The 22,548-nt window shown below is 59.1% G+C and carries 18 protein-coding genes and 1 riboswitch; of the genes, 3 read left to right on the top strand and 15 right to left on the bottom strand.

All coding sequences use genetic code 11. From position 1 onward, the window contains the following. Position 1: 1 nt before the first annotated feature. The 3 genes from gltB to lepA all read right to left on the bottom strand — a co-directional run bounded on the left by gltB (position 2) and on the right by lepA (position 7,889). Positions 2-4,573 (bottom strand): glutamate synthase large subunit, encoded by a 4,572-nt coding sequence (gene gltB, locus AC1ATL_RS06345; protein WP_476569406.1) that lies wholly within the window; start codon positions 4,571-4,573, stop codon positions 2-4. A 263-nt stretch (positions 4,574-4,836) separates the two neighbouring features. Continuing rightward, a complete protein-coding gene (hemW, locus tag AC1ATL_RS06340; protein ID WP_476569404.1) occupies positions 4,837-6,000 on the bottom strand; it encodes a radical SAM family heme chaperone HemW in 1,164 nt (387 codons plus the stop codon). 8 nt (positions 6,001-6,008) lie between these two features. Next, complete coding sequence (lepA, locus tag AC1ATL_RS06335) at positions 6,009-7,889, bottom strand: translation elongation factor 4 (RefSeq protein ID WP_476569401.1); 1,881 nt, start codon at positions 7,887-7,889, stop codon at positions 6,009-6,011. A gap of 156 nt (positions 7,890-8,045) precedes the next feature. On the opposite strand from lepA, the gene rpsT reads away from it, so the two are divergent. Beyond that, a complete protein-coding gene (gene rpsT, locus AC1ATL_RS06330) occupies positions 8,046-8,306 on the top strand; it encodes a 30S ribosomal protein S20 (protein ID WP_003835031.1) in 261 nt (86 codons plus the stop codon). A 71-nt stretch (positions 8,307-8,377) separates the two neighbouring features. On the opposite strand, the gene AC1ATL_RS06325 is transcribed toward rpsT, so the two are convergent. The 3 genes from AC1ATL_RS06325 to AC1ATL_RS06315 all read right to left on the bottom strand — a co-directional run bounded on the left by AC1ATL_RS06325 (position 8,378) and on the right by AC1ATL_RS06315 (position 11,344). After that, positions 8,378-9,127, bottom strand: coding sequence for a trimeric intracellular cation channel family protein (locus AC1ATL_RS06325; protein WP_476569398.1), 750 nt, complete (start codon positions 9,125-9,127; stop codon positions 8,378-8,380). A 215-nt stretch (positions 9,128-9,342) separates the two neighbouring features. Further along, the gene (locus AC1ATL_RS06320) at positions 9,343-10,470 is read right to left on the bottom strand and encodes a branched-chain amino acid aminotransferase (RefSeq protein ID WP_026645883.1); all 1,128 of its coding nucleotides are present in this window, start codon (positions 10,468-10,470) and stop codon (positions 9,343-9,345) included. A 253-nt stretch (positions 10,471-10,723) separates the two neighbouring features. Next, positions 10,724-11,344: a 50S ribosomal protein L25/general stress protein Ctc gene (locus tag AC1ATL_RS06315; protein ID WP_476569396.1), complete on the bottom strand. Its 621-nt coding sequence runs from the start codon at positions 11,342-11,344 to the stop codon at positions 10,724-10,726. Positions 11,345-11,601: 257 nt separating this feature from the next. Between AC1ATL_RS06315 and AC1ATL_RS06310 the strand changes: the two genes are divergently transcribed. Then, the gene (locus AC1ATL_RS06310) at positions 11,602-12,603 is read left to right on the top strand and encodes an alpha/beta hydrolase (RefSeq protein ID WP_476569394.1); all 1,002 of its coding nucleotides are present in this window, start codon (positions 11,602-11,604) and stop codon (positions 12,601-12,603) included. A gap of 104 nt (positions 12,604-12,707) precedes the next feature. On the opposite strand, the gene AC1ATL_RS06305 is transcribed toward AC1ATL_RS06310, so the two are convergent. Beyond that, positions 12,708-13,121: a GNAT family N-acetyltransferase gene (locus tag AC1ATL_RS06305; RefSeq protein ID WP_476569392.1), complete on the bottom strand. Its 414-nt coding sequence runs from the start codon at positions 13,119-13,121 to the stop codon at positions 12,708-12,710. Between the two features lie 23 nt (positions 13,122-13,144). Between AC1ATL_RS06305 and AC1ATL_RS06300 the strand changes: the two genes are divergently transcribed. Continuing rightward, a complete protein-coding gene (locus tag AC1ATL_RS06300) occupies positions 13,145-15,682 on the top strand; it encodes an excinuclease ABC subunit UvrA (RefSeq protein WP_476569390.1) in 2,538 nt (845 codons plus the stop codon). Positions 15,683-15,725: 43 nt separating this feature from the next. Here the strand turns inward: AC1ATL_RS06300 and AC1ATL_RS06295 are convergent, their stop codons facing one another. From AC1ATL_RS06295 to AC1ATL_RS06260, 8 genes are all read right to left on the bottom strand, one after another. Then, a complete protein-coding gene (locus AC1ATL_RS06295; RefSeq protein WP_476569388.1) occupies positions 15,726-16,394 on the bottom strand; it encodes a hypothetical protein in 669 nt (222 codons plus the stop codon). Beyond that, complete coding sequence (locus AC1ATL_RS06290; RefSeq protein WP_476569386.1) at positions 16,391-17,923, bottom strand: ABC transporter ATP-binding protein; 1,533 nt, start codon at positions 17,921-17,923, stop codon at positions 16,391-16,393. Before AC1ATL_RS06290 ends, AC1ATL_RS06295 begins: the two co-directional genes overlap by 4 nt. Beyond that, on the bottom strand, positions 17,917-18,603 hold the full coding sequence (locus AC1ATL_RS06285; protein ID WP_476569384.1) for an energy-coupling factor transporter transmembrane component T family protein: 687 nt from the start codon (positions 18,601-18,603) through the stop codon (positions 17,917-17,919). The genes AC1ATL_RS06290 and AC1ATL_RS06285 overlap by 7 nt, the downstream gene beginning before the upstream one ends. Then, a complete protein-coding gene (locus AC1ATL_RS06280) occupies positions 18,603-19,220 on the bottom strand; it encodes an MptD family putative ECF transporter S component (protein WP_476569382.1) in 618 nt (205 codons plus the stop codon). The genes AC1ATL_RS06285 and AC1ATL_RS06280 overlap by 1 nt, the downstream gene beginning before the upstream one ends. A gap of 177 nt (positions 19,221-19,397) precedes the next feature. After that, positions 19,398-19,766 (bottom strand): fluoride efflux transporter FluC, encoded by a 369-nt coding sequence (locus tag AC1ATL_RS06275; protein ID WP_476569380.1) that lies wholly within the window; start codon positions 19,764-19,766, stop codon positions 19,398-19,400. Beyond that, a complete protein-coding gene (locus AC1ATL_RS06270) occupies positions 19,763-20,218 on the bottom strand; it encodes a fluoride efflux transporter FluC (protein ID WP_476569378.1) in 456 nt (151 codons plus the stop codon). Before AC1ATL_RS06270 ends, AC1ATL_RS06275 begins: the two co-directional genes overlap by 4 nt. A gap of 93 nt (positions 20,219-20,311) precedes the next feature. Further along, positions 20,312-20,389, bottom strand: a riboswitch (Fluoride riboswitch). A gap of 59 nt (positions 20,390-20,448) precedes the next feature. Then, on the bottom strand, positions 20,449-21,825 hold the full coding sequence (locus AC1ATL_RS06265; RefSeq protein ID WP_476569376.1) for an MFS transporter: 1,377 nt from the start codon (positions 21,823-21,825) through the stop codon (positions 20,449-20,451). Further along, entirely contained in the window at positions 21,822-22,298 is a 477-nt protein-coding gene (locus AC1ATL_RS06260) for a MarR family winged helix-turn-helix transcriptional regulator (protein ID WP_476569374.1), read from the bottom strand. Before AC1ATL_RS06260 ends, AC1ATL_RS06265 begins: the two co-directional genes overlap by 4 nt. Between the last annotated feature and the right edge of the window lie 250 nt (positions 22,299-22,548).

Raw genomic sequence — 22,548 nt, 5'->3', positions numbered from 1 at the left:
GTCAGCGCGCTCCTTCCATAACCTGCTCGTACACCTGTTCCCAGACGCCGGGCGTATTGAAATCGATGTTCTTCTCTTCGGCTTCCTTCATCGCCTTCTGCATGGCGAGGAAGTGCTTCGGAACGATGTGGGTGAATCGTTTGGCGCTGTTGTCCCAGTCCTCGAGCAGGGTCTTCGCAAAAGCGGAGCCCGTCTCTTCCGCATGCTGCTTGACAAGAGCGTGCACCAACTCGTTCTCCTTGGCGTCCAACGGCTCGAACAGCAATGCACCATTGGTGGCAGCGGTCGGGTTGACCTGTTTCATGTCGAGATCCAGCACGTAGACGTTGCCTCCGGAGAAGCCGGCACCGAGATTGCGTCCGGTGGAGCCGAGAATCACGACCGTGCCTCCGGTCATGTATTCGCAGCCGTGGTCGCCCACTCCCTCCACCACGAATGTGGCGCCGCCGTTGCGCACGGCGAAACGTTCTCCCGCACGGCCTGCCACGAACATCTGGCCGGAAGTGGCGCCAAAACCGGTGACGTTGCCGGCGATCACGTTCGTATGCGGGTCGAAGGTGATGCCGTCCTCCGGACGGACCACCATGCGGCCGCCGGACAGTCCCTTGCCCGCGTAGTCGTTGACCTCGCCATATACGCGGATGGTCTCGCCACGTGGGATGAAGGCGCCGATGGACTGGCCGCCCGCACCATGGAACGTCATGTCGATGGTGTCGTCCGGCAGTCCGTCCTCGCCGTACCGCTTGGTAATCTCGTAGCCGAGCATGGTGCCGAGGGTACGGTTCACGTTGCGAATCGGCATTTCGATGCGCACGGGTTCCTTCTTGTCGAGGGCCGGCTGGGCAAGCTCTATGAGCTTGTTGTCGAGAGCCTTGTCGAGCTCATGGTTCTGCTCGATCGTCTTGTGCAGAATCGTTCCCGGAACCGGGCCCGGCTGCATGAGCACATTGCTCAGGTCGATGCCATCGGACTTCCAACGCTTGATGGCGTCGTCCTGATCAAGGCATTCGACATGGCCTACGGCTTCCTCCAGCGTGTGGAAGCCAAGCTGGGCGAGCAGTTCGCGAACTTCCTCCGCGATGAACATGAAGAAGTTGATCACATGCTCCGGCTTACCCTTGAAGCGCGCACGCAGCTCGGGGTCCTGCGTGGCGATGCCCTGCGGACAGGTGTTCTTCTGGCAGGCGCGCATCATAACGCAGCCTTCCACGATCAGTGCCGCGGTGGCGAAGCCGAATTCCTCGGCGCCGAGCAGCGCCGCGATCACGACGTCACGACCGGTCTTGAGCTCGCCGTCACACTGCACGGTGATGCGGGAGCGCAGACCGTTGAGCACCAGCGTCTGCTGGGTTTCGGACAGACCGATCTCCCACGGGGTGCCGGCATGCTTGATGGCGTTGAGCGGAGCCGCGCCGGTGCCGCCGTCGTAGCCGGAGATCAGCACCACGTCGGCATGGCACTTGGCCACACCTGCAGCGATGGTACCCACGCCGAACTCGGAGACGAGTTTGACGTGGATGCGAGCCTTGGGGTTGGCCATCTTCGCATCGTTGATCAGCTGCTTCAGATCCTCGATCGAGTAGATGTCGTGGTGAGGCGGCGGGGAAATCAGTTCGACACCCGGCGTCGCGTGACGCACCTTGGCGATCCACGGCGGAACCTTGGCTCCCGGCAGATGGCCGCCCTCGCCAGGCTTGGCGCCTTGGGCGAGTTTGATCTGCAGGTCGGTGGCATGAACCAGATAGTCGCTGGTCACGCCGAAGCGCGCGGATGCGATCTGCTTGATCTTGCTGTAACGCAGCGGATCGTTGATGCGGTCCTCGGATTCGCCGCCCTCACCGGAGTTGGAGCGCGCGCCGAGCTTGTTCATGGCGATGGCGAGCGTCTCGTGCGCCTCCTGCGAAATGGAGCCGTAGCTCATGGCGCCGGTGGAGAAGCGTTTGACGATTTCGCTGGCCGGTTCGACCTCGGAGATGTCAATCGGCTTGCGGGTCTGCTTGAACTTCATCAGGCCGCGCAACGTCATCAGACGGTTGGACGTGTCGTTGATGTGGTTCGAATACTTCTTGAACAGGTTGTAGTCACCACGCTGGGTGGACTGCTGCAGCAGGAAGATGGCCTCGGGATCGTTGAGATGGTCCTCGCCGGTACGACGCCACTTGTAGTCGCCACCGGTGCGCAGGTTGCGATGCGGGCGGGCGGTCCACTGGGTCGGATAGGCCACGCGGTGGCGGCTGGCGACTTCCTCGGCGAGCTCGTCGAGACCGACGCCGCCCACACGGGATGTGGTGCCGGTGAAATACTCGTCGATGACGTCCTTGTTGAGGCCGACGGCTTCGAACAGCTGGGCGCCACGATAGCTCATGATGGTGGAGACGCCCATCTTGGCCATGATCTTGAGCACGCCTGTAGACAGCGCATTGGTCAGGTTCTTCACGGCGGTTTCCGCATCGACCTTGAGATAGCCCTTACGGGACAGGTCCTCGACTGACTCGAAAGCCAGATACGGATTCACCGCGGCGGCGCCGTAGGCGATGAGCAGCGCGACATGATGGATCTCACGCACATCTCCGGCCTCGACCACCATAGAGATCTGCGTACGCGTATGGCGACGCAACAGGTGGTGCTGCACCGCGGAGGTGAGCAGAAGCGACGGAATCGGACCCCACGCATAGTTGGAGTCACGGTCGGAAAGCACCAGGAAGTTGGCGCCGTTCTCAATCGCCTCATCGATTTCCTGGAAGATCTCGTCAAGACGTTCCTTCAATGCCTGGCCGCCTCCGGCAACCTGATACAGACCCTTGACGATGAACGGCTTGTAGTAGCCACCGAGAATCTTGGCGCGGTCGAGACGCTTGAGCTGCGCCATCTCATCGGAATTGAGCACCGGCAGCGGAATGAGGATCTTCTTGGCATGCAGCTCAGAATCAGCCAGCAGGTTCGGCTCCGGGCCGATGGCGGATTCAAGGCTTGTCACAATCTTCTCGCGTTCCCAGTCGAGCGGCGGGTTGGTGACCTGCGCGAACTTCTGGGTGAAGTAGTCGAACAGCATGCGACTGTGCTTCGAAAGCGCCGCAAGAGGCGTGTCGTTGCCCATGGAGCCCAACGGCTCCTTGCCGGTATTGGCCATCGGCGTAAGCAGCAGCTTCAAATCCTCTTCGGTGTAGCCGAAGGCACGCTGCCTTCGCTGCACGGACTGACCGGAATGATTGACATGCTCTCGTTTGGGCAGCTGGCTGAGCTCCACGGAGTTACCCTCCACCCACTGGCGATACGGATGCTGGGACGCCAGACTCTTCTTGATCTCCTCATCCGGAATGATACGTCCCTCATCGGTGTCGACGAGGAACATCTTGCCCGGTTCCAAGCGTCCTTTGGTGACGATGTGCTCCTCGGCGATCTCCGGCAGCACGCCGGTCTCGGAGGCAAGCACGACGTAGCCGTCATCAGTGACCTGCCAGCGTCCCGGACGGAAGCCGTTGCGGTCGAGCAGTGCGCCGACCTGAGTGCCATCGGTGAAGACAATATGCGCCGGACCATCCCACGGTTCGATCAATGTGTTGTTGTATTCGTAGAACGCCTTGACGTCCGGATCGAGCTGATCGTTGTTCTCCCATGCCGGCGGCAGCATCATGGAGATGGCATGGGGCATGGAACGACCTGCGAGATGCAGCAGTTCGAGGCACTCGTCGAAGGTTCCGGAATCGGAATAGCCCGGAGTGGTAATCGGCAACAACGGCTTGAACTCACCAAGCAGTTCGGAGCTCAGACGGCCTTCACGTGCGGACAGCCAGTTGCGGTTGCCTTGGATGGTGTTGATTTCGCCATTGTGGGCCAGCAGACGGAAAGGCTGGGCCAGCGGCCAGCTTGGGAACGTGTTGGTGGAGAAACGGGAATGGACGATGGCAATCTTCGCCTTCATGCGCTCGTCCGACAGGTCAAGGAAGAAGGGCTTGAGCTGCATGGTGGTAAGCATGCCCTTGTAGGTGATGGTGCGTGCGGACAAGGACGCGAAGTAGATGCCCACTTCATGTTCCACGCGCTTGCGGATGCGGAACGTCTTGCGATCGAGCTCGATGCCTCCGAGCTTGCCTTCCGGATCGGCCACAATCAGTGTCTTGAACGCCGGCATGCTGGCCAGGGCCTGCAGACCGAGTCCATCCGGATTGGTGGGCACGACGCGCCATGCGAGCACATCGAGGCCCTCCTCCCGAACGATTTCGGAGATGGCCTGCTCCTGCTGGCCGGACGTGGCGATGTCACGGTCCAGAAAAGCGATGCCCGCGGCGTAATGACCCTCCTCAGGCAATTCGACACCGGCGGTGGCACGCATGAACTCGTCCGGCATGCTCATCAGAATGCCGGCACCATCACCCGTGTTCTCCTCGGCGCCCACGGCACCACGGTGGTTCAGATTGACCAGCACCTCGATGGCGTCATCGACGATCTTGCGTTCCGGACGCTTGTTGAGGGTGGTGACCATACCCACACCGCAAGCGTCGTGCTCGGCTCCAGGATCATACATACCTTGGGAATCATGGATCGTCAGATCTAACGGGGCGTGGAAAGTCACCGAAACCACCTTCAATGTTTTTGGGCAAGAAAAGTCTTGCGGTTCTTTAATGCGTGGTTTAGAATACCGCGCCCATATGTCATCCACTGTCACGTGTCCATATAACGAATGCCCGGAAAAGTCAATGGTCAACTACTTCACCGCGGAATATTTCCTCCGTGTAAACGGCTAGATTCCAATATGTTTCGCGAATATCCGTTTGCGTCGCACAAAGAACCGTCCGGCGTGTCCTCCTCCCTGTCCGAACACCACGGCGCGTCTCCTCAATCAAGGAATGAGAACAGTCGTTCGATGATGGTGTCGTTGAGCAGCCGGCCGCGCAATGTGGGCACCACCCGCATTCCATCGCGCGTAATCAGTCCATCGTCCTCGAGTCCGTGCCAAGCGTCTTCCGGAATAACACCCTCGAGACGTGTGGTATCCAGCCCCTCACGCAGACGCAGACCAAGCATGATGGTCTCTTCGACATCCTCTCCGGCATCGATGGCCTCATTCCCGGACCATGGCACGGAGTCTTCGTTGACGGCAGCCCCCCAAAGCCTCGGATGCGCGATGTCCCAGGAACGAATTCCACACACGCCGCCATGGGCGTTATAGTGCGAATGCGCCCCCGGTCCGAGACCGGCCCAATCGACATTCCTCCAATAACCGAGATTATGCTGCGATTCGTAGCCGGGACGAGCCCAATTGCTGATTTCGTACCATTCGAGACCGGCCTCGGAAAACATCGCATCGGCTATCTCATATTTGTTCGCCTCGTCGTCATCATCCGGCCTTCGAAGCGTGCCCGCCGCGATTCGCCGTCCCATTTTCGTATTTGGCGCCACGGTGAGCGCATATGCGGAGATATGGTTGACACCCAGATCGATGGCCGTGCGCACGGAGGTGCGCCAATCGTCAAGGCTTTCCCCCGGCGCGCCGTAAATCAGATCGACGCTGGAACGCATGCCCGCCGCGTCGGCCGCGGCAACACCAGCGGCGACATTCGCCGGAGTATGCGTACGGTCGAGCGTTTCAAGCACATGCGGCACCGCGGACTGCATGCCGAAGGAAATACGGTTGAAACCACCATCAGCAAGTTCCTTCACATAGTCGGCATCCACCGTATCAGGATTCGCTTCGGTGGTGATTTCCGCATCATCCGCAATGCCCCATGTATTGCGCACCGCATCCAGCATGGACACCAAATCGCATGCCTTGAGCGTGGTCGGAGTGCCGCCACCAAAGAAGACGGTGGACGCGTTCGGTTCCGATACGCCGTGTTCCGTCTGCCAATCACGGACGATTGCCATTTCGCGAATCACCATGCTCGCGTAATGGCCCCGGGACACTCCCTCGCCCATATCCGAAGCCGTATAGGTATTGAAATCGCAATACCCGCAGCGACGTAGACAGAACGGGACATGGATGTAAACCTCGAACGTCACGGGCGGACTCAGCCTTCGGACTTCTGCGCGGCGCGGATCTTGTCCTTGGTGTCACGGTCGTTGCCCGCCTCGCCAGTGGACAGAGCCGCAATGAAAGCCTCCTGCGGCACTTCCACATGGCCGAGCATCTTCATGCGCTTCTTACCGGCCTTCTGCTTCTCGAGCAGCTTGCGCTTACGGGAGATGTCACCGCCATAGCACTTGGCGAGCACGTCCTTGCGCAGGGCGCGGATGTTTTCTCGTGCGATGATGCGTGAACCAATGGCGGCTTGGATGGGAATCTCGAACTGCTGGCGTGGGATGAGCTCGCGCAGCTTCTTCGTCATCATCACGCCGTAGCTGTATGCCTTGTCGCGGTGCACGATGGCGCTGAACGCATCGACTTTCTCGCCTTGGATGAGAATATCCACCTTCACCAGATCAGCAGCCTGCTCGCCGTCCTCATGGTAGTCGAGCGAGGCGTAACCTTTGGTGCGGCTCTTGAGCTGGTCGAAGAAGTCGAATACGACCTCCGCCAGCGGAATGCGGTAGTGCATCTCCACACGCTCGGTGGAGATGTATTCCATGGTGCCCATCTGTCCGCGATGGTCTTGGCACAGATCCATCACCGGGCCGATGAACTCCTTCGGCGTGATGATGTCGGCGGCCACCATCGGCTCGACGATCTTCTTGATCTTGCCTTCGGGGAATTCGCTCGGATTGGTAACGCGATGCACGGAATTGTCCTCCGAGGTGACCTCGTACGGCACATTCGGGGCGGTGGAGATCAGGTCGAGTCCGAATTCACGGTCCAACCGTTCGGTGACGATCTCCATGTGCAGCAGACCAAGGAATCCACAGCGGAAGCCGAATCCCAACGCCACGGAGGTCTCCGGCTCGTAAATCAGAGCCGCGTCGTTGAGCTTGAGCTTGTCGAGGGCCTCACGCAATTCCGGATATTGCGCGTTGTCAATCGGGAACAGGCCGGCATACACCATCGGCTGGGGGTCGCGGTAGCCGTCGAGCGGCTCGGTTGCAGGGTTGATTGCGGAGGTGATGGTGTCGCCCACCTTGGATTGGCTGACGTCCTTCGCGCCGGTGATCACATAACCGACCTCGCCCGCGCCAAGCGCCTTGGTCGGCGTCATGTCCGGACTGATGACACCAATTTCGATGGGATCATGGGTCATGCCGATGCCCATCATGTGCATCTTCTCACGGGATTTCAGCTCGCCATCGACCATACGGATGTAGGTGACGATGCCACGATAGGAGTCGTAGACGGAATCGAAGATCAGCGCGCGGGCAGGAGCATCCGGATTGCCCTTCGGCGCGGGGACCTCCGCGACGATGCGGTCGAGCAGCTCGGCGACGCCTTCGCCGGTCTTGCCGGAGACACGCAGCACGTCGGATGGGTCGCAGCCAATCAGGCCAGCGATCTCTTCGGCGTGCTTATCAGGTTCAGCGCTCGGCAGATCGATTTTGTTCAGCACTGGGATGATGGCCAGATCATGGTCGATGGCCATATACAGGTTCGACAGGGTCTGCGCCTCGATGCCCTGTGTCGCGTCCACAAGCAGCACCGCGCCCTCGCAGGCAGCCAGCGCACGAGACACCTCATATGTGAAATCCACATGGCCGGGAGTGTCGATCATACCAAGCGTATATTCGGTACCATCGACAGTCCATGGCACACGCACCGCCTGCGATTTGATGGTGATGCCGCGCTCCTGTTCGATGTCCATGCGGTCGAGGAAACGGTCGCGCATCTCTCGTTCCGGCACGATGCCGCTCAGCTGCAGGATACGGTCCGCCACCGTCGACTTGCCGTGATCGATATGCGCGATGATGCAAAAATTGCGGATCAACGACTGATCGGTGTACCCGGGCTGATTATGCTGCTGCCCCACGCCATCCTCCTCTGGAAATATTCGACGCACACGATTCTAACCGGTAGTGTCGGCATGTCCCTACACGACACTCCTGTATGCATTGGCGATTTATCCGCGTGCCATGTTATCATCATCGTTTGTATGTCCTTATAGCAAACGTCGTTTGGAGAAATAGTGGCAAACATCAAGTCGCAGAAGAAGCGCGTTCTCACCAACGAGAAGGCGCACAAGCGTAACGTGGCCGTGAAGTCCAGCCTGAAGACTGCCGTTCGCGCCACCCGCGAAGCCATCGCCGCTGGCGATAAGTCCGCCGCCGAAGCCGCCTACAAGGTCGCAGCCCAGAAGCTCGACAAGGCCGCCGGCGCTGGCGTGATCCACAAGAACCAGGCTGCCAACCGTAAGTCCGGTCTCGCCGTGGCCATCAACGCTCTCTGAGTTTTCACAACTCACAGCATAAAAGAAGCCCCGCAGGTTTTCCTGCGGGGCTTCTTCCTTTTCATGCTCCGTTACTGACGGCCATCGCGGTCGACATCGTCATCGTCCTTATCGGGATGGATGACCGGACGTTTGAGATATTTGGATTCACTCGGCAGATAGGTATTGTGCCTGACCAATGCGCCCGGCAATTGGATGTCGAAAATCACGGATATCAGTCGCATGCCCACCATCAGCGCCACAATCAGCACATCCAGCACCACTTCGGCGGCGAAACTGACCACTCCCAAGTTCACTCCCTTGCATACCAGCACCGTCAGCACGCAACCGACGGCCGAAGGTACCGCATACCAGTGCCTGTCCCGAATCACCATGGGCACCTCGTTGATGAGCATGTCACGGATGAGGCCGCCTCCCAATGCGGTGAACATGCCAAGAAACACCGCCGTGGTGCCGGACATGTGGTACATCATGGCCTTGGACGTGCCATTAACCGCATAAAGCCCCAGAGCCAACGCGTCCAGAGACAGCATGGACCATTTGAGCCTGTTGATTTCAGGATGGATGACCGCAACGGCTACGGCGGCAAGCAAGGCCGTGACGACCAGTCCTTTGTCGGAGACGCCGGCGGGAGGGAGCGCGCCGAGCAGCACGTCACGGATGATGCCGCCGCCCAATGCGGTGAGCCAAGTGGTGACGAGAATCGCGAAGACATCGTAACCTTTGCGTACTGCGGCAAGTCCGCCAACCATACCGCAACAGAATGTTGCCAGATATTCGATGCCCATGAAAAAGCCGTTGCTTTCCAACGCGATTTCCATGTTCCGCTCCCCTTTTCCCCCGCATGCTTCTTTTCCGAACAACAGTCAAAAATAGCACAATGGGGAACGATACCCGCAACAAGAAAGCCAAAGGGCAGGATATGAGCCATGCACCATAAGAGCCCGGCAAAAGACCGGAGCATGTTGCATAACGCATATCCCGCCCTTCAGCGGTATATGTCACTATCCGTCATCGCGGACAGTCGATCGGAGAATCAGCAGACCTTCCACATCCAGTTGTGCGGATCTTCGATTTCGCCGAGCTGGATGCCGAGCAGCTGGTTGCGCAGTGCCATGGTGAACTCGCCGGAGCCGCCGTCGGCAACGGTCACATCGAACTTCTCGGACTTGAAGCGGCCAATCGGGGTGATGATGGCGGCGGTACCGCAGGCGAACACCTCGGTGACCTCACCGGACTTGATGTCCTCGAGCAGCTGGTCCAGAGCAATCATGGTCTCGACCACATCGTGGCCGTTGTCCTGGATGAGCTGAATCAGGGAGCGACGGGTCACGCCCGGCAGAATGTTGCCGGTCAGGGACGGGGTCTCCACGTGGCCGTCCTTGTGCACGACCATCATGTTCATACCGCCAAGCTCCTCCAGATAGGTCTTGGTGGCGGCGTCGACGAAGCAGACCTGCTGGCAGCCGTGGTCGATGCCGGTGTACTCACCGAGCAGGGAGGCCGCATAGTTGCCGCCGCACTTGGCGAAGCCGGTGCCGCCGGGGCCTGTGCGGAACCACTTGTCCTCAACCCAGATGTTGACCGGCTTCACGCCGCCCGGGAAGTACGGGCCGGACGGGGAGGCGATCACGCAGTAGTCCACTTCCTGCGGCGCGCGCACACCCAGGAACGGTTCGGAGGCGAACATGAACGGACGCATGTACAGGGTGTATTCACGGCGGGACGGGACCCAGTTCACATCACGCTTGACCAGCGCCGCGACGGAGCCGATGAAGTCGTCGATCGGCAGTTCCGGCAGGTACAGTCGCTTGGCGGAGTTCTGGAAACGCTCGGCGTTCGCGTCCGGACGGAACAGCCAGGTGGAGCCGTCGGCGTGACGGTAGGCCTTCAGACCTTCGAAGCATTCCTGGGCGTAATGCAGAACAGATGCGCCCGGGTCCATCTTCAACGGCGCGTACGGCTCGATGCGACGGTCAGACCAGCCTTCGCCCTTGGTCCAAGTCATGTGGGCCATGTTGTCGGAGAAGACCTGACCGAAGGCCGGCTTGTCGATGAGTTCGGCACGCTTGGCGTCGGATGCCGGGTTGTCGTTCGGGAGCACGGTGAACTTCTCGGCGAGCTTGTCAAGCTCCGCCGGATCGTGATGATTCTGTTCAGTCATTCTTTACTTCTTCTAGTTGCATCAGCCGTCCGAAGGCGGCCAGCGGTTATTGGTTTCCGGCGCTTGTGGCGCCGGGTTCTGGTATGTACTTTCTCACACCATAAACGCTTTCGATAACCGGCGTTCGCGATATGAGATAACGAGGAGCCACAGGGAAACGCAAAGGTCCATGCGTATTTTCACAAACACGCATGGACCTTGCGGTGCCGACGCTCCACGCGTCGGAATCAGACCTGAATCGGGAAAACCGGACTCACTGAGCGTCGGCAGCCGGAGCGTCGGCAGCCGGAGCGGCGGCAGTGTCATCGGCAGCCGGGGTCTCCGGAACGGTGTCTTCCGGAATCTCGACGGTGACGACGGACTCTTCCGGATCCTCAATGTCGAGCACGACGCCTTCCGGCAGAACGACATCCTTGGCGAAGACCTTGGAACCATCGGTCAGACCATCGACGTTGACCACGATCTTCTCCGGCAGGTTGGCCACATCGGCGCGGACCTTGAGCTCCTGAATGTCGACGAACGCGACAGCGGCGCCCTTCGGGGTACCTTCGACGAACACCGGCACCTCGACGTCGATCTTCTCGCCGGCCTTGACCTCGTAGAAATCGACATGCTCGACGATGCGCTTCACCGGGTTGCGCTGAACGTCCTTGACGACGGCCATCTTGGTCTCGTCACCATACTTGATGGTGAACAAGGCGTTGGTGTGGCGCAGGGACAGGGTGGTCTCCTTCATCGGCAGCTGCACGAAGACCGGGTCCTCGCCGCCGGCGTACACGGTGGCCGGGATGAGGTTGGCGACGCGCAGACGGCGGGCAGCGCCCTTGCCGAACTCAGTGCGGGCGGCGCCTTCAAGAGTGATGGTGGTAGCCATAATCAATATCTCCTTGTAAATCGTTTCCATGTTTCAGCGCATCGACGGGCCGCACGGAAACCCAGGAGTCTCCACCACACGCCAAGTCGATAACGGAGGCATAAGCCTCCCTCGCCAAGACAACAGTTCTTCAGTATACCGCACGCCACGACATTCCACGATGCCCAAAACCATGGAGCGCGCACGACGGCGGACACGCGTTGAGGCACGTACAATCATATTCAGGCAACACCAACCAGTGGTAAGGAATCGAGAAAATGGCGACGATGCATGACCGTTCCAAACTCATACGCAATGTCCAGCTTGCGGCCGGCATCACGACCGTCGCCGCGACGGGACTGTTCACCGCGACGGCGGACATGCTGTTCCGCTTCGCCATCGACACGCAATGGAAGCATTCCATCTTCCACCAGGCGTTAATCGCTCCGGACCGAAAGGAGAAGATGGATCAAGGCGAGGCCAGAGAGGCCGGACAATGGTTCTCCGAGACACAGCAGCCGGTATCCATCACCAGCCATGATGGGCTCAGACTGCATGGCTGGCTGTTCGATCCGGATCGTATAGACCCGACGCCGCACCTATACGCCATCTGCGTGCACGGCTATACCGGAGCTCCCGATGAACAGGCCAAATGGGCGCATCGGTACGCCCGCTTGGGATTCACCGCCCTCGTCCCCTCCCAGCGGGCACAGGATTTGAGCGAGGGACGATATGTAGGCATGGGATGGCTGGAGCACAACGATCTGCTCGACTGGATACGCCTGATCGTGGAGAGCGACGGTCAGGCACGCATCCTACTGTCCGGAGGATCCATGGGCGCCACGACCGTGATGATGACGGCCGGCGATCCGAGACTGCCGCGCAATGTCGTTGCAGCGATCGCCGAAAGCGGATACACTTCCGCCCGCATGGAATTCATCGACAGCGCGCGGGGCATGTTCCACATGCCGAAGCTTCTCGCCGCGGCATGCGTGGACGCGGCGGGTCTGATCTGCAAGCGCCGTGCCGGCTATGATTTCACCGAGGCGTCCTGCATACCGTCATTGCGGCATGCGGTCATTCCGATGCTGTTCATCCACGGAGGGAAGGACCTCATGGTCAGCCCACGTTTCCTGGACATGAACTACAACGCCTGCGCCAGCATCGACCGCGAACGGCTACTGATTCCAGACGCCGGACATATGGAAAGCTCCGCCGTGAATCCAAAGCTTTACTGGGATACCGTATACGGGTTCATCCACCGTTCATTCAAAATCTGACAGCTCGGCACCGGCGCGATCGGGACAGGTGACGGAGTTCATCCGGACAATCGTGATTCCATCACTTGTCCTATGGAATCACGTCGGCGCTAACGCCTGCCCTATCAGCGCCGCTCCCCCGGATTGCATATCTGCATGGCGACGCCATCCTCCATGATATGGAATCCATGCTTCTGGTAGAATGACGCGTTCTTGCTTTCCTCAGGCATGACCTCGATATACAGGTAATCGCGATAACGTTGCTTGACCATGCCGACAAGGTGGCCGGCGATGCCATGCCCTTGGTATTCGGGGTCGACCAGCACATAATGCATGTACGCCACCATCTCCGTGTCGTCGAGCACACGCACCAGACCCACCAGACGATCGCCGTCCCACGCGCTGAACACAGTGGACGACCCCATCAACGCCTTATGCAAACGTTCGGGGTATTGGCCGGACACCCAACCGACCGAAAGGAACAGGCGCTGGGTCTGCTCCTTGGTGAATTTCTTCTCGTCAGTATATGTAATAGCCATATGGCCAGCATAGAATTGCAGGCATGGAATCATCCTCACCCGTCTTCTTATCTGGAACGCAAGAACATCGGCCCTCGCCGTCATGCATCGAAGTGCGCGGAGCCCGCGTGCACAATCTCAAGGACATCGACATCGACATACCGCTGAACCGTCTGGTCGGAGTGGCCGGAGTCTCAGGCTCGGGGAAAAGCTCTCTTGCGCTAGGCGTACTGTACGCGGAAGGGTCGCGACGCTATCTTGAGGCACTGTCGACCTATACGAGAAGACGCATGACGCAGGCAAGCCGCGCGACCGTCGACGAGGTGAGGCATGTTCCGGCGGCATTGGCGCTGCACCAACGCCCGTCAGTGCCCGGCGTCCGCTCCACGTTCGGCACGATGAGCGAGCTGCTCAACAGCCTGCGTCTGCTGTTCTCCCGCGTCGGCGAGCATGTGTGCGGCCATTGCGGATTCCGCAACAAGCCGACGATGGATGTCGCCGCAGAACTGCCGATGCATTGCACGAATTGCGGTGAACTAATGCATCCGCCGTCCGCGGAGGACCTTGCTTTCAATTCCGCCGGTGCATGCCCGACCTGCTCAGGTACCGGCATAGTGCGCGACGTCGATCGCGCATCGCTGGTGCCGGACGAATCGAAAAGCATAGATGATGGGGCCGTGCTGCCTTGGGGATCGCTGATGTGGGATCTGATGAAACAGGTGTGCGGAGCCATGGGGGTGCGCACCAATGTGCCGTTCAACCAGCTCACCGACAAAGAACGCGACATCGTCTTCAACGGCCCCGCCGTCAAGAAACACATCCTGTACAAACCGAAGAAAGGCGACGATTTCGCCGAACTCGATTTCACGTACTACAACGCCGTGTACACCGTGGAGAACGCACTGGCCAAAGCCAAGGACGAAAAAGGACTGAAACGCGTGGCGAGGTTCCTCAAGGAACGCCCCTGCGGCGATTGCGGCGGAACCAGACTCTCCGAACGTGCCCGGCAGCCACGGATCAAGGGCATCAATCTGGCCCAAGCAACCGCGATGCCATTGAGCTCACTCGTCTCCTGGGTACGGTCCGTGCCGGAATCGTTGGAACCTCATATGCGGTCCATGGCCGGCAACATCTGCGATTCGTTCCTTGACACGTCACGGCGTTTGCTGGAGCTTGGGCTCGGATATCTGTCGCTGGACCGCGCCGGGGCGACCCTGTCCACCGGCGAGCGCCAACGCGTGCAGCTTGCCCGCGCCGTGCGTAATCGCACCACCGGCGTGCTGTACGTGCTGGACGAACCTTCGATTGGCCTACATCCCGCGAATGTCGACGGGCTGCTTGGCGTGATGCGCGATCTGGTGGATGACGGCAATTCGGTGGTGGTGGTCGACCATGACACCCGCGTGCTGGCCGAAACCGACCATCTGATCGAAATGGGACCGAACGCCGGCGCGAAAGGCGGTCGCGTGATCGTGCAGGGAACGGTACGGCAGGTGATCGGCACGACCGGATCTCGCATAGCGCCGTTTCTTGCTCATGGAGGCAACGTCCATGACCGTGTGCGCGGGACGACCGGCGACCGTGAGATGTTCTCCGCGGGACGCATTCATATGGAGACGGGCCGGTTGCATACCGTCGGACCGTTGTCGATCGACATTCCCCGGGGACGGCTGACCGTCGTGACAGGGGTTTCCGGTTCCGGCAAGACCACGATGGTATTGGAGCTGCTGATGCCCGCCCTATGCTCGCGGATTGATGGCTCAGCGGGTCCTTCGCAGATACGTGTCTTCGAAGCGGATGGCGTGGCGAAGGCGAATCTGATCGATGCCACGCCCATTGGCGCGAATGTGCGTTCCACCGTCGCGACCTATTGCGGTGTCCATGACGATCTTCGTCGCGCATTCGCGAAAACCGATGCCGCGCGGGCCGTCGGCATGAAGGCGGGGGCATTCTCCTACAACACTGGCAAACTGCGTTGCGCGACATGTGATGGTACAGGCTCGATCTCCCTTGACGTGCAGTTCCTGCCCGATGTCGATATCGAATGTCCGGCATGCCATGGCTCGCGGTATTCCGATATGGTTGCTGACCTGACGCTCCCCTGCGCGGACGGAACAGCATATTCGATGCCGCAGTTGATGGCGATGACCGTCGATGATGCCATGCCCGTATTGAGCGGCATCAAATCGATTCGGACGAAACTTGCCACGTTGCATGAGCTGGGTCTGGGCTATCTTGCCTTGGGAGAGCCGACGCCGGCGCTTTCCGGCGGGGAGGCCCAACGTCTGAAATTGGCCAGCGAGATGGGGCGGAAGCAGCATGATGCGGTGTTCGTGTTCGACGAGCCGACGATCGGCCTGCACCCACTTGACGTCCGGGTGTTGCTGCGCGTGTTCGATGAGCTTGTGGCGAGTGGCGCCACGGTAATCGTCATCGAACATGATCTGGATGTGATCGCGAACGCGGATTATGTGGTTGACATGGGACCGGGCGGCGGAGACGCGGGCGGACGCGTGGTATGCGCGGGATCCCCCTCACAGGTCGCCGTATGTCCGGAAAGCGTCACAGGGCGTTACCTATGACTTCGGGCGAGACGCGACCGCCGTCCCGCCTCGCCGTCCAAGGTCAATCCGATGGTGGGATGGGCAGTTCCTTCCATGCCGGAAGATGATGAAGCGCGCGCACGATGTTGCATTGATCGATCAGCGCTCCTTCGCCGGCACACATCGTGGGATACCACATGCGACGGCGCAATACGGCTTGCTTCCCCCTGCCTTTGATGAGCTTGTTTTCATCGGAGGCATACTGAAAATGAAGGTGGCTAAGCAGTCCCCCATGTCTGAGCGCAGAGCGTTCGGGCATGGGATTCATCGCGACAAGCACGGCGAATGGATCGGAAGCGCCGGCATCAATCGCATGGAACACATAGCAGGGCTTGCCTTCCAGCCCCTTATCATGTACGTGATTGAGACGATATTCGTGCGTTGCGATAGGCTTGCGTTCTTCGTCCAACCAGGTCAGGCGGAAATCTGCCGCACCTTCATCGTCGCCGTTCGCCGGCAGCCGATCGATATGCCATCCACCGATGCCGTCCCGCCGCTCCTTGCCCGAGGTCCTGCATGCCTTCGACCAGAAGCGTCGCGCATCGCCAAGCATCATGATTGCGAACAACGGTTTGGAACGCATGGCTTTCGTGGAATCCTTCCAAGCCTGTTCCAAGTTCGGATCACGACTGTCAATCAGATGTTCGAAGCTGACCCAGTCCCCCAGCCACTCGTTCACATTGAAATTCATGCCGGATGTTCCTCTCCTTCAGGTTCGTCATAGGTTTCGTTCTCCAGCGTTATGATGCCGTCGCACCACTGGGCGGCAAGCTCGTAATCATGCGTCACGACCAGTACCGCCTTGCCGTTGTCGGCAAGCTTGCGCAGGAGCCCGCCGACTTGGGTCATGTGCAGCCGGTCCAGCCCGCTGGTAGGCTCGTCCAGAACGATGAACCGCTTGTCGCTCATCAGCGCGCAGGCGATGGCCAGTCTCTGCTTCTGCCCGCCGGACAGGCTCATCGGATGTCGCCGTGCGCAATCCAATAAGTCAAGGTCCCGCAGCACCGCATCGCATCGGTCACGCACTTCGGCGTCCATTCCATCAAGTCCCAGCAACGCCTCCTCGCGAACACTGTCGGAGAACAGCTGGTAATTGACGTCTTGCATGACAAGGAACCCGGAACGGGTCAAGGCATTGCGTCCGACTTTCATTCCGTCCAGCAACACCATGCCGCCCAATGGAGAGGCGAGTCCGCATAACGTACGCGCCAAAGTGCTTTTGCCGGCTCCGTTCGGTCCCATAAGGCCGAGAATCTCACCCTCATGAATGTCGAAATCGGGAATGCCCCGTACGAACACGGGAGTCTTACGACCCAGGAATCCCCGTTCCTCATGACCCACGTTCAGACCGCGCACACCAATGACGGTTTGCCTTCCATCCTTGTTGGATGCAGCGTCGACATGCAACAGCTTTCGACGCACAGCAAGTTTGTATGGTTCGTCATCGAGAGCGCGCAATCCCAATTCCGCAACACGTTGTTCGGGCAACGCCCGGAAATCGGATGCCTTGTATTCGCCATGAATCGCACCGTGGTTGAACACTATGAAACGGTCGACCAGATCCGCACACCATGCAAGACGATGTTCGGCGATGACGATGGTCATTCCATCGGCCTTCAATCCAGCGATCATGTCATGCAACCGACGAATCGCCGGCATATCCAGATTGCTTGTCGGCTCATCCATGACGATCAGGCTGGGGGTCAGCATGGTCGACGCTGCCACGGCAAGTTGCTGCTTCTGGCCACCTGAAAGCGACATGATCCGGCGACCCAGTAGATGCCTGACATGGAACCGTTCGGCGACATCATGCACGCGTTGCCGAATCCGCGCCGGAGGCATGCCCACATTCTCACAGGGGAATGCCAATTCGTCGGTGGAATCAGCATTGAAGTACTGGGTTTTCGGATTCTGGAACACGCTGCCGACCCGGCCCACATAACTTTCCACAGGAGCCGATCCCGCTTGGATTCCACAGGTCACGTGGGAACCCCGCAGATCACCGGAGTGGAAACCAGGTATCAGACCATTGAGCAGACGCGTGTACGTGGTTTTTCCACAGCCGCTTTGCCCGCATAATATGACGATTTCGCCACGCGATATGGTGCAACTGACATCACTTAACGCGTCGGCCTCGTCGGCTTCGTCTGCACGGTATGCGAACGAGCACCGTCGTGTCCATGCGACCGCACGCTCCATCTCGTTTCCGATGCTCACCACACACCTCCAATGCCCAATGCCAGAGGAACCGTGCAGATGAGCATCCACACCCAGTCAACCCAATGCATGCGGATTTCGGTATGACACGTATGCGGCCCACTGATGCCGATTCCTTTGGTCAGTGCGGCGACAGACAAATCCTGAGCAACGCCCGTGGCGTTCATCAGCAACGGCATAAGGATGTATTCCAACGATTGCGCCGGATGACGGAGCAAGGCAAACGATCCCTGTGCAATGCCGCGCAACGCCATCGCGTCTCGAATCTGGTGGTAATCGTCATAAATCGTCGGGAAAAAACGGATGCACACGACGCACGGGATCACAATCGACTCCGGAATGCGCATACGTCGTAAGGCACATACGAATTGGCTGGCCGTGGTCGTGGCGAATGCGTATATGCCGGCGACCAGACAAGGCATCATCATCCGGATTCCGACGCACAGCAATCCAAGCATATGCAACCAGCCGCCGCCATCATCGAGCGTTGATGCCCACGTTCCCGCCAACAGCAAAAGATAGATGCATCCGGAACGCGCCGCGACCGTACGTCTTCCCGCAATGGCCAATGGCAGCAAGAGCAGCAGCATCGTAAGAGCCTCCACTGCCACGTCGACGTGGAAGAACAGCAGCAGATTGGCCAACGCCACCAAGTACAATTTGGTTCTTGGATCCAAGGCCATCAGATGATGCCGGCTTTCGCGAAATGCTTCTTCAGCATACGCTGTCCGAACCAGCCTCCAAGCAACGCGCATACGAGTATCGCCGCCATGGCGATGACAAACGTACCGGTATTTACATGCGCGAAAACACCATCGATATAGGACACGTCCTTGCCACGTGCCTGCAGATTGGCCACATACGCATCCTTCATGAACCACAATGGCAGAATCGGACCGGTGAGGCTGTAGCAGAACACGACATAGCTTGCCAGGATGCCTGCTTTGTTCCGATACTCCCCGACACGCGCTATGGCATCGGCGATGACAGGAAACACGACGCTCGCAGCAAGGGAGAGAATGAAGTGCCCGGACACGAACAGGAACAGTCCGACAACGATGCCCATCACGCTGATCGCGCCGAATTTCCCGATCCGGGCGACCATGAGCATGTATACGCAACCACAGATCAACGCGGCGACCGCGGGAAGAAGGATCATGCCGAACCCCATCAGGACGACGGAGCTGAACAGCGTGGCCACGGCGACCAGCACGAAATACAAGGCGGTGAACACTCCGATCATGATGAGATCGGGAACATCCAGGTGCTTCGACTTGGTCGACGTGTCCCGTTGCGTCATGGTGGGTCCTTTCGATATTGCTTGGATGGGCCAGCCACCAATGTATCGATGGAACAAGGAAAAGACAATAGTTTTTCCCTAATTTCCCACGAGAATCCATGCCATATCGAACGATTCGAACAGCGATCGATCAAGCCATGACAAGGCGGATGCCATGATTCATGTCACTCCCCAATCTCAGACGATGGCATATCCCAACGCCGCGGCAGCCACGGGAACCGCAACCGATGTGAGCATGTATCCCACGAACACGGCGAACCGGCTGCCACGCACCAACGTCACGGATTCATTCATCATGGTCGAAAATGTGGAGAATCCGCCAAGAAAGCCGGTCGCCAGCAAAACATGCGTGGAATCTGGCATGGACCGACGCGCGTACAATCCCGCGACCACGCCTGCCAGAAAACCGGCCACAACATTGATGACGAATGTCGACAAAGGGAAGGCCCTATGCCAATGGGCCTTGATGCAGGAATCGCAGATGTATCGGACGGCGGCGCCGAGACCGCCGAAAAGGCATACCGATATGGTGATGATCACGTTCATCGGTCCACCTCACCATCCGACGCATCGCGCCTGTCATCTCGTTCCGAATCGGCGACACGCGAACCAACAAGCGCCCCGGCATATGCCAGCGCACATCCGACGATGAAGGTCGCGCAGCAGTATGCCGCGCAATCCAAGGTTCTGCCGCCATGCAGCATAACGAATTCCTCCAAGGCGAGGGTGGACATGGTGGACAGACCTCCGCACATGCCCATGCCGAATCCCCGGTTCACATATTCCTTCGCCCGTCCTGCGACCCTGCGGGTTTCTCCCAGCCATGCCGAAAGCGTCGCATATACAAAGCAGGCGACCATATTCGCCGCGAATGTACCTATGTGGAACGCACCGTAATCGGGAATATTCGAACAGGCGTAGCGCAATGCGGTGCCGACGCATCCGCCGAGAAACACCACGCATACAAGGTCAAGCCGAATGATATGTTGTCGTGCCATGCATCCTCTTTTCAACGAGGCGACGCACCACATGGCAGACACAAACGGACGGCATTGCCGCAACCGCTGAATGCCATAGGGTACAGCACACCCCATGCCATAGGAACCATCAGCGGAATTGCGGTTCGAAACCCGTAAGGGCTTCAGGCGAGTTCCATCACCGTAGCCCAGTATATCCGCCGCATGTGTCTGTCCGCATCATCATTCACGATGCGGACAGACACATCGCGCTATCGCAACGTACGATCCATGGTCGTCGCCAGCAATGCGACAACGCCCAGAATCGCGACCGTGACGCCAATGCCGTGCAGCCCGCCATCCGTAACCGTTTTCCCAAAGAACATGCCGCTCACCGAGGACGCGCCGATGGAACCGATGTATATGAACGTGCGCAGCAGGCCGGATACCGTACCGATGTGTTCGGCGATTGCCCTGCGGTACAGGACGGTCTGGCTGGTCGACATGCTCAGTCCCAGCACCAATCCCGCGACCGCGGAGGCGGCCAACGGCAATACGACCATGCCAGTGGATGATGCGCAAGCCAATAACGCGCCCACCGCAATCATCGCCAAGCAGCATACGATCAACGGCAGCCGCACTTTCGGCGTCTTCGCGATGGACAGCGAAGCCACCGTCGCCACCACGCCCATCGGAATGATGAACATGCCTGAAATGCCTGCGTTCATATGGCAGGCATCCTCCAACCACTGGGGCAGGGCGTACATGACCACATAAGCGCCAAGCATGGTGAGCATCGCGCGCAGAAAATTCAATGTCATCGCGCTATCCGATGCAAGCGAGCGCACATCGACGAAAGGCGTCGTCGCATGCGATTCCCACATGATGAAAGCAATCAAAGCGATGACGGTGATGCAGCCGGACATCGTATCGGGTCTTGGCAGACTCATAAGAAAGACCAGTAGCGCGCTGATTGCTGCGGAGAACAGCAGCAGGCCCACGACATCAAGATGCGAGGCGAAGAAGGACACGGTCATACGACGCCCCCGCTTTGGATCGGGTTCGATGCTTGCCAATCCCAACACAATAGTGATAATGCCGACCAGTACGTTGACGAGGAAGGTGGAACGCCATCCCAGGAAGGTGACCAGCAGGCCACCCAACGGCGGACCGACAGCGATAAGGACCAAACCCACCATGGCGAGTATGGAAAGGACCAGGGAAGGCGGTTCCGCCAATCCCATGCGATCGGCGCGTCTTCGCACCAGCAACATGGCGGCAGGATAGCCGCAGGACGTTCCCGCGCCGATGAGCACACGCGAAGTCAGCAGCACGCCGAGATTCGGAGCGAAACCGCCAATCAGCCCTCCGATCATGACCAATACCGCACCTGCCATGAACACCGAGCGCGGACCGATGATTTCGGAAAGCTTGCCAGCCGTCGGCTGCGCGATGGCGCATGTCAGGTACAGTGCCGATATCAGCAGGGTCGCCTGTCCTGCATCGATTCGCAAATCGTGTGAAATCGGCGCGAGAGCCGTCGAGATGAGCGTGCTGTTGACCGGGTTGAGCCCGACTCCGAATATCATCGCCATGATGAAGATTCCGGAGAATGCGGGAGCCTCTTTTGTCTCATCAGCCGTCTTCATCGCGCGTCATCTTCTTCCGGCAGCGACTCCATAGACGCGATGCGCTCCATCAATGCGGTCGCAGCGGCGAGCGCCCCGCGCTCAGCGTCATCCAATGAACGCTCGATGGCATGAGACAGCCAGGTCGTTTGGCTGGCGGCTATATGGTCCAGCAGCGCATGACCCTCATCGGTCAGCCCGATCAACCGACGGCGACGGTCATTCGGATCGGCATGCTGCACGACGTACCCCGTGGGTCTCAGCAATTCAAGACGCTGGGTGATGGCCTGCTGCGATACATGTTCGTATGCGGCCAAGGTCGATACCGACAGCTCCCCTTCAGTGTCCAGCCGTTTCAGCATGGCAAGCTGCGACGCCGTGATGCCCCGTTCCGCGATGCCGGCCTCATACCTCATCCGAGCCTGCAGTCTGCTGACTGCAATCGCCAATTCCATGGCGACATCCGATGTCGAATATTCGTCTTTCGCATCCATTTCGATTGCCTCCAGCTGGCCACCATAGCACTTATACAAGCTACTTGTACAATCTGTTTGTGGATTTCCTTGTATGCAAGCACCCGCCGCAAGGCCTCAAACCGTTATCGCCCTGAACAATAAAAGGGCCATCCCGCTTTGAACTGCGCCCCGATTGTTGGACGCTGTTAATTAGGATACAGCCCTAGACCGCGAGGGACATGCCCCGGAACTCCTCCGGGGTGCGTCCCTCGAGTCGTATCTGGCGTCG

Source organism: Bifidobacterium sp. LH_743, assembly GCF_056355775.1.
Note: the sequence above shows the minus strand (reverse complement) of the source record. Positions and strands in the feature narration are given on the sequence as shown.

Excerpts from the sequence above, each read along its gene's own strand:
- AC1ATL_RS06325 (WP_476569398.1), bottom strand. The coding sequence starts at position 9,127 with ATGGAAATCGCGTTGGAAAGCAACGGCTTTTTCATGGGCATCGAATAT.
- AC1ATL_RS06320 (WP_026645883.1), bottom strand. The coding sequence starts at position 10,470 with ATGACTGAACAGAATCATCACGATCCGGCGGAGCTTGACAAGCTCGCC.
- AC1ATL_RS06315 (WP_476569396.1), bottom strand. The coding sequence starts at position 11,344 with ATGGCTACCACCATCACTCTTGAAGGCGCCGCCCGCACTGAGTTCGGC.
- AC1ATL_RS06310 (WP_476569394.1), top strand. The coding sequence starts at position 11,602 with ATGGCGACGATGCATGACCGTTCCAAACTCATACGCAATGTCCAGCTT.
- AC1ATL_RS06305 (WP_476569392.1), bottom strand. The coding sequence starts at position 13,121 with ATGGCTATTACATATACTGACGAGAAGAAATTCACCAAGGAGCAGACC.
- AC1ATL_RS06300 (WP_476569390.1), top strand. The coding sequence starts at position 13,145 with ATGGAATCATCCTCACCCGTCTTCTTATCTGGAACGCAAGAACATCGG.
- AC1ATL_RS06295 (WP_476569388.1), bottom strand. The coding sequence starts at position 16,394 with ATGAATTTCAATGTGAACGAGTGGCTGGGGGACTGGGTCAGCTTCGAA.
- AC1ATL_RS06285 (WP_476569384.1), bottom strand. The coding sequence starts at position 18,603 with ATGGCCTTGGATCCAAGAACCAAATTGTACTTGGTGGCGTTGGCCAAT.
- AC1ATL_RS06280 (WP_476569382.1), bottom strand. The coding sequence starts at position 19,220 with ATGACGCAACGGGACACGTCGACCAAGTCGAAGCACCTGGATGTTCCC.
- AC1ATL_RS06275 (WP_476569380.1), bottom strand. The coding sequence starts at position 19,766 with ATGAACGTGATCATCACCATATCGGTATGCCTTTTCGGCGGTCTCGGC.
- AC1ATL_RS06270 (WP_476569378.1), bottom strand. The coding sequence starts at position 20,218 with ATGGCACGACAACATATCATTCGGCTTGACCTTGTATGCGTGGTGTTT.
- AC1ATL_RS06265 (WP_476569376.1), bottom strand. The coding sequence starts at position 21,825 with ATGAAGACGGCTGATGAGACAAAAGAGGCTCCCGCATTCTCCGGAATC.
- AC1ATL_RS06260 (WP_476569374.1), bottom strand. The coding sequence starts at position 22,298 with ATGGATGCGAAAGACGAATATTCGACATCGGATGTCGCCATGGAATTG.